General features: G+C 66.4%; 9 protein-coding genes, 1 rRNA gene and 1 pseudogene. 3 read left to right on the top strand and 8 right to left on the bottom strand.

What is annotated here, in order from left to right; genetic code table 11:
• Positions 1-205: 205 nt before the first annotated feature.
• The 3 genes from ABEA50_RS20350 (at position 206) to ABEA50_RS20340 (ending at position 4,216) form a co-directional block, all read left to right on the top strand.
• On the top strand, positions 206-2,233 hold the full coding sequence (locus ABEA50_RS20350) for a hypothetical protein (RefSeq protein ID WP_345497173.1): 2,028 nt from the start codon (positions 206-208) through the stop codon (positions 2,231-2,233).
• The gene (locus tag ABEA50_RS20345) at positions 2,230-3,699 is read left to right on the top strand and encodes a type 1 periplasmic-binding domain-containing protein (protein ID WP_345497172.1); all 1,470 of its coding nucleotides are present in this window, start codon (positions 2,230-2,232) and stop codon (positions 3,697-3,699) included. Before ABEA50_RS20350 ends, ABEA50_RS20345 begins: the two co-directional genes overlap by 4 nt.
• A gap of 94 nt (positions 3,700-3,793) precedes the next feature.
• A complete protein-coding gene (locus ABEA50_RS20340; RefSeq protein WP_345497171.1) occupies positions 3,794-4,216 on the top strand; it encodes an SRPBCC family protein in 423 nt (140 codons plus the stop codon).
• Between the two features lies 1 nt (position 4,217).
• Here ABEA50_RS20340 and recN read toward each other — a convergent pair whose 3' ends face one another.
• The 8 genes and pseudogenes from recN to rrf form a co-directional block, all read right to left on the bottom strand.
• Entirely contained in the window at positions 4,218-5,996 is a 1,779-nt protein-coding gene (recN, locus tag ABEA50_RS20335) for a DNA repair protein RecN (protein WP_345497170.1), read from the bottom strand.
• Positions 5,974-6,933 carry an NAD kinase gene (locus ABEA50_RS20330; RefSeq protein ID WP_345497169.1) on the bottom strand — a complete coding sequence of 320 codons (960 nt, stop codon included), beginning with the start codon at positions 6,931-6,933 and terminating at the stop codon, positions 5,974-5,976. Before ABEA50_RS20330 ends, recN begins: the two co-directional genes overlap by 23 nt.
• Positions 6,930-7,769, bottom strand: coding sequence for a TlyA family RNA methyltransferase (locus ABEA50_RS20325; protein ID WP_345497168.1), 840 nt, complete (start codon positions 7,767-7,769; stop codon positions 6,930-6,932). The genes ABEA50_RS20330 and ABEA50_RS20325 overlap by 4 nt, the downstream gene beginning before the upstream one ends.
• A gap of 1 nt (position 7,770) precedes the next feature.
• A complete protein-coding gene (locus ABEA50_RS20320; RefSeq protein ID WP_345497167.1) occupies positions 7,771-8,055 on the bottom strand; it encodes a hypothetical protein in 285 nt (94 codons plus the stop codon).
• A 13-nt stretch (positions 8,056-8,068) separates the two neighbouring features.
• Positions 8,069-8,974, bottom strand: coding sequence for an HAD-IIA family hydrolase (locus ABEA50_RS20315; RefSeq protein WP_345497166.1), 906 nt, complete (start codon positions 8,972-8,974; stop codon positions 8,069-8,071).
• Positions 8,975-9,098: 124 nt separating this feature from the next.
• Positions 9,099-9,713: pseudogene (locus tag ABEA50_RS20310) on the bottom strand (SDR family NAD(P)-dependent oxidoreductase); the annotation flags it as partial.
• Positions 9,714-9,940: 227 nt separating this feature from the next.
• Positions 9,941-11,281 (bottom strand): hypothetical protein, encoded by a 1,341-nt coding sequence (locus tag ABEA50_RS20305; RefSeq protein WP_345497164.1) that lies wholly within the window; start codon positions 11,279-11,281, stop codon positions 9,941-9,943.
• 211 nt (positions 11,282-11,492) lie between these two features.
• Positions 11,493-11,607 (bottom strand): 5S ribosomal RNA (rrf, locus tag ABEA50_RS20300); the annotation flags it as partial.

The raw sequence follows: 11,607 nt of genomic DNA, 5'->3' as shown, positions 1-11,607 counted from the left end.
TACAGGCGCCGACGCATATTCTTCCCGAATACGGGAAATCACGTTTGAGCCGACTCGCAATGGGGCACAACCGACTTCATGTCACACGCGATGCCGCGCAAATGTGAAACGTGCGAATTCATGTGTAACACTGCGCGATCCGACGGCGAAGGTACCGACACGACGTAAACTTCCGCCGCGTGACACAACAGGGATCGAGGGGACGATGCCCGAAGACAAGCCGAAACTGTATGGTTTGCAATCGATTACCGGTCGACTGCTGGAACAGTTGCTGGCCCGCAGCGAAGGCCGTAGCCGGAAACTACCCGTGATCGTCGCGCTCGGTCCGCGCGGCTCGGGGAAAACGGCTCTCTTACGCAATGCCGCCGACCGCTGCGAACGGATTCCGCACGTCTACTTCGATTTCGACGATCACGATTCGGACCCGAAGGGAGTACTCGGTGGACTGGCGTTCGGCCTGAGTAAACGCTGGTACCAATTCGGCAGGATCGCGTTTCCACAGCTGTGGTTGTGCCTGCTGGTCGTCGGCAGCACACTGGAGGGCGCACCCACCAACCGCAGACGAGCTCTGCGCGAACTGGGCGAGATCATGGCCGACGATCAACCCGTCGAACAGAACCGTGAAGCCATTGTGCAACTGGTGCGTTGGACCGGCTCGATCGTGCCGGGACTGCCCGCGTGGCTGGCGCCCGCCGCCGACGGCCTCCTGCGCGGACTCGGCTGGTTCGATCGGCGCAGGCTGTTACAACGCCTGCCGAGGATGGACGGCATTCCTGGCACCGGGCCGGACATGTTGGCAGACCTCGCCAAGTGGGACAGCAACAACGACGCCGATCTCGCCGCGGTCAACAAGTTGTTCATGGATGCGTTCCTCAACGACCTGCGCCGCGCGTATTCCGGGTTCAACCGCACCCGACGCACCCTGAATTGTGTTGTGCTGCTCGATAATGTGCACACGGTGTCCGGCCAGAAATTCCTCATCGCGTTACAAGCGGCCCGGCGCACAGCCAGGGACGACTGGGATCCGATGGTCGTGATCGCGACCAGCAGGACCTGGATGCCGCACCTCAGCGACAGCTGGCATCGCCCCGGCGGACACCGGTCGAGCGATGACGACTACCGCCGACCACGCGGACATCTGACCAACGGTCACTCCTGGCCCGCACCCCGCAAGCCCACAGACGTCGACACGGACTGGCCCCGCGGCACGGAACCAGAATGCCCGTGGAGCCCCTGGTATCTCCTTGATCTGAGCCAGCTTGCCGCACAGGACATCACCGATCTCACCGTGCACCGCTTCAGACACGCGAACCCGGCGATCACGGCATTCGTCCGCGGGCTCACCGGCGGTCACCCCGGTGGCACCGCCACGACCCTCCAGGCGCTCTCGGCACTCAGGGACATCGACACCGACGACCAACGACTCAGCGTCGCCCGCAGGATCTTCGACCTTCCGTTCCCGCAACAAGCAACGCAGCCGTCGGAGCCGACACTCACGCCGACGTCCATGCACGAACACTGGCTCGAACAAGTAATGCAGGATTTCGAGTTGGCGGCCGACCGCAGAGACTTGGTGACGGCAAGCGCCGCGAGCAATGTCGACCTGTTCTATCAGCAAGACCTGCTCGACGCGGTGCCATCCAACGGCGAGGAACTGCTCGAGCGGCTGCGCCACCATTTGTGGGTCAGACAACGGCGCGGCGCGGTATCACCTGACCTGGAACTCAACCCATGGCTGCGCCATATCCTCTTGCAGGAGTTGGCTGATCGCCCCGACAGCGACCCACGAAACTGGACCATGACGCACGCCCTGTGTCGGGCCGCGTATCAGAACGACGGCCAGGAGACCGCCGCGCGATACCACGATGTGGCGATGGGGAACCTCGACTCCGCGCTCGAATATCTCGGGCGGGCATTCGCCATACCTGGCAGGTTCGACTTGCCCGCCGCGGAAGCGTGGTTGACCGACCTGGACCTGATCACGTCGGCGCCGAGCAGACTCGCCGTGGACGAGGACCCGATCGATCAGGTCCACGCGCTGGTGCAGCGCAGTAGCGCGGACGAGGACGACGCGTTGGCCTGGCTCGTCGCGTCGCTGTGGATCTCCAACAACTCCGTCGGGGACCCCGGTCGGACGCTCGTACGAATCATCAAGAACGAACTCCAGCGCGTGGCCCACGGCCACGGACGCGGCTCGCAACTGCTCTACGACCGCGCGGAAAGGTACCAATGAGCGACGCAATCGTGCCCCCGCCACCGAAATGGCGACCGTTCGCGTGGGCTGCGGGGGCGGTCGTGGTGGTCATACTCGTCTCGGTAGGCGTGGTCATCTTGGTCCATACCGCCATGAGTTGCGGCCAGGGCGTCTCCTGGCACGGCTCACCAAAGGAATGCACCGGAGTGACCGACGGAAGCGCGCCGCCGTTCTCACCGGACCTCACCGAAATCGAGCACGCCATTCGCGACGAGAACGCCGCCGTCGCCGCCGACGGAGACTACGTGAGCGTGGTCTTGATGATTCCGATGACCCTGCGTGGCGATGGTACCGACGACATCACGTCGTCGTGGATTCGTCATCATCTCGAGGGCGCCCATCTCGCTCAGCTGTCGCACAACGCCAGCACGAGCAAACCGCACATGCGGCTGCTGCTCGCCAACGCGGGAAGCGCTCTGCGGCAGTGGAGTACGACAGTCGACCAGATCGATCAGCTCAGAGACAAAGAACATATCGTCGCTGTGACCGGTATCGGCCTCAGCGTCGACGGCGCGGAGCAGGCGATTCAACGGCTCCAAGAAATACAGATGCCGATCATCGCCTCGATATTGACAGCCGACGACGTCGGCGGCTCGGACGGATTCCTCCGGATCTCGCCGACCAATTTCGAAGACGGCCGCGCGGCGGCGACCTATGTCACCTCGAAAATGCAGCGGGCCGTACTGGTGCGCGACACCAAACCGGCAGACCACTACACATCGACCCTTGCCGACGCCTTCCTAGATTCCCTCAAAGAAGTCCCGAATTTCCCGGTGACCACTCGGGAATACAACTCCATGAACGGTCGCGTAGCCAATACCTTCAGCTACATGCGACCGAACGTCTGTGGCCCCAAACCCGACGCGGTATTCTTCGCCGGACGGGGAAGGGACGCCATCGATTTCATCAGAGAGTTGTCCAACAATCCATGCGAAGGCCGCCCGCAGATGACCATCCTCACCGGCGTAGACATGGCGTTGTTCGCGAAACCCGACGACAATCTCATCGCACACGCGAGAGACTCCGGGATCTCGGTCGTCTACACCGGTCTGACACACCCGGACGCATGGCTCGGTAACGAGGATGGTGAGTTCAGCCAGACCGCCATCGACCAGTTCGATAATTCCTGCCCGGTAAAGGTGTGCTACCAGCAACTGTCCAAGGACGGATTAGAGGACGACTCCGCGATCGTTTCCTACGACGCGGTGTTGACGGCGACGGAAGCGATCCATAAGGCGTCGGGGTCCGGCATCGAGTCCGTGCAGGCCGAAGACATCCGCGCGGTCCTGGGCCAGCTACAAGAAAAGCAAGCTTTCCACGGCGCCACCGGCATCCTGTCTTTCGATTTCGCTGGCAACCCGCAGAACAAGGCCATCCCGATGTTGCAGCTGATCCCGCAACAGCCGCCGAAGTTCCTGCAACTGGTCAAGCCCGGTCCGCACTGATCATTCGGTGGACGTCGGCCGCGTCCCTCGCGCAACCTCCTTCGATCCCCGTGCCCGTATGCTGCGGTAACGGATACCGCGAACAGGAGACACCATGCCAAGCACCACCGTCGAAGCCGTCATCGCCGCACCGCGCGATGTCGTCTACCGGTACTTCGCCGAGCGCGAGAGCGTCGGCCCCTACCTGCCGATCCAGATCAAGCTGACCAGGCCGGGAACGACGGAACGCGAGGGCGTCGGCGCACAGCACCTCGTCGGACTCGGCCCGGTGGGGATCACCGAGGAGATCACGAAACTCGTTCCCGGCGAACGAATGGAATACAAGGTCGTCAAGGGTGCGCCGGTGAAACGGCACGTCGGCGTCGTGACCTTCACCGATGCCGACAACGGCACCCTCGTCTCCTACACCATGGAGTCCGAGCCGAAGCTGCCCGTGCCGGACAAGGTGATGGAAGCCGTACTGAAAGGCCTGATCAGTCCGTTCATCAAGGGTGTGCGGAAGGCCGTTCGCTCCTGAATCAGGCCACCGCGGTGTCGGCCTTGTCCGACCTCGCGGTCGCCAACAGTTCCTCCGCGTGCGCACGGCCGGTCTCGGTGTCGTCGAGTCCGGCCAGCATGCGCGCCAATTCGATCACCCGCTCCTCGTTGGTCAACGCGTGCACGCCACTGTTCACCTTGCCCGCGCCATCATCGGCCTTGTCGACCACCAGGTGGGTGTCGGCGAATGCCGCGACCTGCGGCAAGTGCGTCACCACGATCACCTGATGGGTCCGCGCCAAACGCGCCAACCTGCGCCCGATCTCGACCGCGGCGCGGCCGCCCACCCCGGCATCCACCTCATCGAACACCATCGTCGCGCCATGGTCGGAACTCGCGAGCACCACCTCCAGCGCCAGCATTACCCGCGACAACTCACCGCCGGACGCGCTCTTACTCAGCGGCAACGACTGCGCGCCCGAATGTGCCGACAGGCGGAACTCCACCTCGTCCACACCGGATGCGCTCGCGTGCAACGACTTTCCCTCGACCTCCAGTGGCGCCGAATCCTGTCCGCCCGCGAGCAACGGCCCGACCGCGACCTCCAGCTTCGCCTTGCCCATGGCGAGCCCACCCAACTCGGCGCTCACCGCCGTCGCCAGCTTGCCCGCCGCCTTCGTCCTGGCCGCCGTCAACTTCCGCGCCGCCGTGCGCACCCGATCGGCCGCGGCGTCCACCTCGGCGCGCAACGCCGCCAACGCCTCCTCCGACACATCGAGCGACCCGAGCTTGGTGCGCGCATCCTGCGCCCAGGCCAGCACGCCGTCGATATCGGGGGCGTACTTGCGCGTCAACGTCTTCAGCTCCGCCTGCCTGGTCAGCAACGAATCCAACGCACCGGGATCCGACGGTAGGTCCGACAGATAGGCGCTCAATTCGGTGGTCAGATCGACCACCACCGCGATCGCGTCGACGAGCCGGGGGCCGAGCGCGCTCAGCGCGGGATCCTCGGCCGTGTCGATGCGCGCACGGGCCGCGCCCAGCAAATCCAGTGCGCCGGAATTGTCTTCGGGTGCGTCGGCGGGCCCCGCCAACGCGTCGTGCGCGGTCTGTGCCGCACCACGGAGTGAATCCAGATCGCTGAGCCTGCGCACGTTTTCGACGATGCGCGTGTCCTCCCCCGCCTCCGGCGCGACACCGTCGATCTCCGCCAACGCGTGCGTGAGCCGGTCGGCCTCCAACGCCAATTCCCTGCTGCGCTCGGTACGTTCGATCAACTGTGCGCGCGCGTCCAGCCAGGTGCGCCGCCGCTGCTGGTAGGTGCGCAGCAGTGGGCCGACCGTCTCGAGGGCGAACTGATCGAGTGCGGAGAGCTGCTGGTCGGGGCGCTGCAACCGTAACTGATCGTTCTGGCCGTGCACCGTCAACAACGACGCCGTGAAATCCGCGAGCACCGAGGCGGGTACACCGCGTCCGCCCAGATGCGCCCTGGAGCGACCGTCGCTGCCCACCGTGCGAATCGCGATGATGCTGCCGTCGTCATCGCGTTCGGCCGCAGCGGATTCCAGCACCCGATCCACCTGCGCGCCCGCCGCCTCGTTCACATCCTCGACCGTGAACCGGCCTTCCACTACCGCGCGCGCGGCCCCGAGCCGAACCCGGCCCGCGTCGGCGCGCGCGCCGCTGAGCAGGTGCAGACTCGTGACAACCATCGTCTTGCCTGCGCCGGTCTCACCGGTCAAAACCGTCAGGCCCTCGTGGAACTGTGCGGTCGCGGTGGAAATGACGCCGAGTCCGTCAATCCTGATCTCTGTCAGCACGTGTGCTCTCCGTTCGCCGTCGGCCACGCCAGCCTGTCACGGGCAATTGGAACTTGCGCACCATCCGGTCGGCGAACGGCGCGGAATCCAACCGCACCCAGCGCACCGGCTCCACACCGTGCACCGCCTCCAACCGACCCCCGCGCGGCAGTGCGAGGGTGCGCCTGCCATCAAGGAAAACTATCGCATCGTGTCCCGTGGCGACGGACTCGACCGCGATCCTCGACTGCGGACTCGTCACCAACGGCCTTGCGAACAGCGCGTGCGCGTTGCTCGGAATCACCAGCAGTGCCTCGAGTTCCGGCCACACCACCGGCCCACCCGCGGAGAACGCGTACGCCGTCGAGCCGGTCGGGGTGGCCAGCAGGATGCCGTCACACCCGAACGACGACACCGGCCGCCCGTCGACCTCGAGCACCAACTCCAGCACACCCACCCGCGAGGCGTTCTCGACACTCGCCTCGTTGAGTGCCCAGCCGCTGGCCACCACCTGCTCGTCCACCCGGACCGCCACATCGATCGTCATCCGACTCTCGATCCGGTAATCGCGGCGCACCACCTGCGCCAGCGCCTCATCCAGGTTCTCGGCCTCGGCCTCGGTGAGAAAACCGACGCGGCCCAGGTTGATTCCCAACACCGGCACCGCCGCGGGCCGTGCCAGCTCGGCCGCGCGCAGGAACGTGCCGTCACCACCGAGCACCAACACCATCTCGCAGCCGACGGCCGCGTCGGGGCCGTGCTCGACCACCCGCACCGGGAAATCACCCGGCCTCGGCTCGAAGCGTGTGCTGTCGGCTTCGTCGGCGAGCACGCGCAGGCAGATCCCCGAGTCGGCGAAGATCTTCGCCATCCGGTGGGCGGTCTCGATGATCTCCGCGCGCCCCGGATGCGACACCAGCAGAATCTCACGCACACCGGACTCGGTCGCAGTGCTCACTGTGGACCCTCCTCGACCGCTCGGGTAACCAGCGCGGCGACCCGTTCTTCGTCATCGCTCGTGGGCTGCCATTCGTCGGACGCACCGAGTTTGCGCAGCCACAAGAAGTATTCGACATTGCCTGAGGGACCCGGTAGCGGGCTGGCCACCACACCGAGGGTGCGCAGACCCAAACGGGCCGCCGCGGCGGCGACCTCCCGCACCGTCTCCGCGCGCAACTCGGGGTCGCGCACCACACCGCCCGAACCCACGCGTTGTTTACCCACCTCGAACTGTGGTTTCACCATCGGCACCAGGTCGGCGCCCGCGCTCGCGCAGGCCGCCAGCGCGGGCAATACCAGTGCGAGGGAGATGAAGGACAAGTCGCCGACCACGAGTTCGACTGTGCCGCCGAGAGATTCCTCGGTGAGGTTGCGCACGTTGGTCCTGTCGAACACCGTGACCCGATCGTCGCTACGCAGCCGCCAAACCAGCTGGCCGTAGCCGACGTCCACAGCGAGCACCGACCGCGCCCGCTTCGACAGCAGCACATCGGTGAAACCGCCGGTCGAGGCGCCCGCGTCCAGACAGCGTTTACCCTCGACGGTCAACCCGTCCGGTTCGAAGGCCGCCAGCGCGCCAAGCAGTTTGTGCGCACCGCGCGAAGCCCACGACACCTCATCGGGACGCTCACGCACCAGCAGCGGCGTCCCGGTCTCGACCGCGGTCGCCGGTTTCACCGCCACCGTGCCCGCGATCAGCACCCTTCCCGCCCCGATCAGCTCCACCGCGTGTTCGCGCGAACGCGCCAATCCACGACGAACCAGTTCGGCATCCACTCGAGCCCGCCTGGCCACCTCAGATCTTGTCCACCGTGGCCAACGCCCGCACCAGGACGTCGTGGGCCTGCTCCAAGATGTGCGCGCGCCGCGAGAGGTCGGTGCCGGAGTCGGCGTCCTGCGCTCCCGTCGTGTCGGTGCCCGCCCCGACCACACCGGTACGCACCCCGAGTTCGGCGAGCAGATCGTCGACATCGGCACGGATGACCGCCGGGTCGGCGGGCTCCGGGCGATCGGCCAGGTGCTGCCCCGGCAGTGGGACACCGGGGCGCGGGTGGTTCGGACGCGGCGTTGGAGTACTCATCGTGGCGTCAACGCTATCGGATTTCGGTGGCCGTCGCCGCCACCCCCGTGCCACGCACCGGGACCGCCCGGCCAGGATGGCGACGCAGCCGCTCGGCCAGGTCAGCCGATTCGTCCGGTTCGTCCTCGACCGGCGGATGATTCAGCGCCGACAGCGAATCGGAGATATAGGTCGGAACCTGCTCGGGGGGCGCGTCGCGCAGATTGTCGAGGGTGCTCACACCACTCAGCACCAGAAGTGAGTCGAGGCCGACCCGATCGGCGCCCTCGATATCGGTGTCGAGGCGATCACCCACCACCAGGGCGCTGCGCGTACCCACCCGGCGCAGCGCGTCTTCGAGCAGCGGAGCGTACGGCTTACCCGCGACCAGCGGCTCCTGATCCGAGGCGGCGCGCACAGCGGCCACCATGGCGCCGTTGCCGGGTGCGAGCCCACGCTCGTTCGGCAAGGTCCTGTCGGTATTCGCGGCCACCCACAGCGCCCCCGCTCGGATCGCGTAGGTGGCCTCCGCGAGATCGGCCCAGCCGGTGTTCGTCGAATGTCCTTGCACCACAGCCGAAGGCACCGCACCCTCGAAACGACGGACCGTCCGCAGCCCCACAGCTTCGATCTCCGCCGCCAGGTCGTCGGCGCCGACGACGAGCACCTGCGCACCGGGTCCGAGTCGCTCGGCCAACAACCGCGCCGCGGCCTGCGCGCTCGTCACCACGTCGTCGGGCGTCGCCACGAATCCGAGCCCGGTCAGCTGTTCGACCACCACCTCGGGTCGGCGGCTGGCGTTATTTGTCACATACAGCAGTCGCTGCGCGGACGCCACACCCAAAGCAGCGGGCGCACCGTCGATTACGGCGTCTCCCCGGTACAGCGTGCCATCCAGATCCAGTAGCAACGCCTCGTACCGATCTCGCAGTCGTCCCACAGCACTCACTCTCGTACCCCTTTTCGGCCGTCATGGGCCACCCCCACATCCCCCGGCACGCCCGAGGACCCCAAACCTTACGCGAGCCCACAGACAACAACGCGGGCCAGTGAACACACCGCCGTCATCGAGAAACCGTCTTCCTGGCACCCGCCCCCGAGCCGAACATTCCCGATCCTGTCGCCGCAACCGAGAGCTCCCACAATCGAGCGGCCGCAGCAGGATCGATGGCTTCCTCGCTGACCCCATCGTCATCGACAGCACCGGACGAGCAGACCTCGGCGACGTCACAGTTCTCGAGATAGCGACCACCACGATCATCGAGGAGCGCGGACGTCGCGGCCCACAATCCGGTGGCTGCCCCTTGGGACGCGGACTTGAAATCCGCCCCGATCACATTCCCGTGCTCGTCCACCCACCCGCGCTCGACTTGTCCGGCACGCGACAGTTCCCGCCGCAATCCCGTGCTGACCTTGCCAGGATGCAATGCGAACGCGCGGACACCGTCGCCGGCCCCCAGCGTGTCGAACTGCTTGGCAAACAGCACGTTGGCGGTCTTCGACTGGCCGTAGGCGAGCCACTTGTCGTACCCGGTCCGAAAACGCGGATTCTGCCAACGGAAACCGCTCAGCAGATGTCCCGCCGAAGAATCGACGACGACCCGCGCGCCACCGGCCGCGGCCAAAACCGGGTAGAGCTCACAAGCCAAGGTGAAATGTCCGAAATGGTTGACGGCGAGCTGATCCTCCCAGCCGGGTCCGACGTCTCGTGCGCCTTCGCCATCACGCCGGCGACGGCAATCAAAAGGTCGAGCCGTGCGACGGTGTTCCTGATCTGCGCGGCTGCCGTACGCACACTGGTGGGGTCAGCCAAATCCATGCACGTAACACGGATCTCCGCGCGGCCAGCCTGCGCATGCTGCGGCGGCCTTGCCGCGCAGATCGCGCAGGTTGTACCGCTGCGCCGCTATTGCTCGTCGTTCTCGCCCGTCAGCTCCGCTGCGCGGTCCTCGGCGTCGGTGTCGCCGTCCAAGTCTGCCGATGCCGCATTGAGGAACCAGGTGAGGCCCTCGTCTGTGCGACCGGCGGCCACCAGGGCGTCGGCGTACACGTAGAAGAGGCGGGCGGAGGAGGGACCGGTACGTGCCGGGTCCAGATCCGAGGTCTGCAAGGTCACGACCGCCTGGTCGTACTCGCCGAGGTCCATTCGGGCGCCGGCCACCACGATGCGTAGTTCGGTCGCCTCGTCGCCCCGCAACGCGCGTGCTTCGTCGCTGCGGCCCAGTTCGATCGCCCGTTCCGGCCTGCCGAGACCACGCTCGCAGTCGGCCATCACGGCGAGCAGTCCCGCACCACCCGACATGCGGCGCGCGGTGCGCAACTCGGACAAGGCTTCGGCCCATTCACCCGCGTGGTAGGCCGTCACGCCCGCGGTCTCGCGCACGACGGCGACCCGTCCGGCACGCTGTCGTGCCGCACGCGCGTGTGCCAAGGCCAGACCGGGATCGTCGTCGATCAAGCGGGCGGCCATCGCCAGATGCCTGGCGACGGTCTCCGCGTTTCCCTTGTCCAGGCTCAGCAGATCACGCCGGACCACCATCTCGAGATCGGTGGCCTGTACGTCGTCGGGCAGATCTGGCTCTTCGGGGCGCGGGGGCCTACGGTCGGCCGACCCGCCACTGCGCGCGCCTTCGCCACCGCGTCGCCGATCCTGCGGGCCGTCATTGCGCCGACCCGGCTGCTCACGATCCGAATTGCCGCGAGAACCTCGCTCACCGCGATCGTTCGAGGGGCGGCGGTCGAACCCACCGCGCTCACCCGCATCGCCGCCACGCCGGAAACCGGCGCTTGCGCGACTATCAGCGCCATCGCGTCCTCCGGAACCACCACGTCGATCGGACTCACCGTCACGCCGGAAGCCGCCGCGCGAACCATTATCCGAACGGCGTTCGAATCCGCCGCGTTGGCCGCGATCAGCCCCACCTCGGCGATCCTCGGCACCGGCGCGGCCGTCCGCCGCGCTGCCACGATCGAAACCTGGGCGTCCGCCGTCACGACTGGTGTCGCTGCGTCCGTTCGATTCACGTCCAGAAAAGCCACGATCGCTCGAGTCCGCGCCGCGGCCGCTCCCACCACGAGTGGCAGGGCTGTCCCGGGGGCCAGCGCTGCGCCGAAATCCACGGCGTGGAGCTTGGCCACTGTCGCTTCGGTCCGACCCCGTCCCGGAATCGCCGCTGGTGCGCGAAGGGCGATCGGATCCATCGCCGCGCCGGAAGGACTTCCGGTCGTCGTCGTTCTGTTCCGACACGGGTGATCCCTTTCTGAGTTCGCAGGAGTGCTGCCACACGAGGTGGTCGGCTCACAAATTCAACCATGGCGATCAACATCCACGGTTCCCCTGTGCTGCGAGAGGCGCAACCGCACGAGGACCTGGGCATTCACCCGATCGCTTCGGTACCGAAAAGACGCAGAAACGACGATAGGGGACCCAGAATCTGGGTCCCCTATCGTGAAAATTGTTCCGGCGGTGTCCTACTCTCCCACACCCTGTCGAGTGCAGTACCATCGGCGCTGGCAGGCTTAGCTTCCGGGTTCGGAATGGGACCGGGCGTTTCCCCACCGCTATAACCACCG

This window comes from Nocardia callitridis (assembly GCF_039543305.1).
GTDB classification, from domain to species: domain Bacteria; phylum Actinomycetota; class Actinomycetes; order Mycobacteriales; family Mycobacteriaceae; genus Nocardia; species Nocardia callitridis.
Note: the sequence above shows the minus strand (reverse complement) of the source record. Positions and strands in the feature narration are given on the sequence as shown.

Coding starts and splice junctions, on each gene's coding strand:
- ABEA50_RS20320 (WP_345497167.1), bottom strand. CDS start 8,055: ATGAGTACTCCAACGCCGCGTCCGAACCACCCGCGCCCCGGTGTCCCA.
- ABEA50_RS20345 (WP_345497172.1), top strand. CDS start 2,230: ATGAGCGACGCAATCGTGCCCCCGCCACCGAAATGGCGACCGTTCGCG.
- ABEA50_RS20350 (WP_345497173.1), top strand. CDS start 206: ATGCCCGAAGACAAGCCGAAACTGTATGGTTTGCAATCGATTACCGGT.
- ABEA50_RS20340 (WP_345497171.1), top strand. CDS start 3,794: ATGCCAAGCACCACCGTCGAAGCCGTCATCGCCGCACCGCGCGATGTC.